Below are 255 nucleotides of genomic sequence, written 5' to 3'. Positions count from 1 at the left end.
GGGGGGGGGGAGCCGGTCGGGGTCCTGGTCGTCCAGGAGCAGGTCGAGGCGCCGTCCGGCGTGTTCGGCTGACATCCGGCGCAGCGCGTGCCACCCGGGGGCGTCCTGGTGCGGGTCGTCGGGGACCTCCACCCGGGCGTTCCCCCTCGACAGCAGCGCGCGGCCGCCCGCGGCCTCGACGACGGCCGGGCCGCCCCCGCCCCGACCGAGCAGGGCGCGGCCGAGGGCGGGCAGCGGCGCGGTCGGTCCGAACAG

Annotated in this window: 1 pseudogene; it reads right to left on the bottom strand. The window is 80.8% G+C overall.

Features of this window, described 5'->3' with window-relative positions:
• A pseudogene (locus tag D471_RS34965) lies at positions 1-255 on the bottom strand (HEXXH motif domain-containing protein); the annotation flags it as partial.

Source organism: Nocardiopsis lucentensis DSM 44048 (assembly GCF_000341125.1).
GTDB classification, from domain to species: Bacteria; Actinomycetota; Actinomycetes; order Streptosporangiales; family Streptosporangiaceae; genus Nocardiopsis; species Nocardiopsis lucentensis.
Note: the sequence above shows the minus strand (reverse complement) of the source record. Positions and strands in the feature narration are given on the sequence as shown.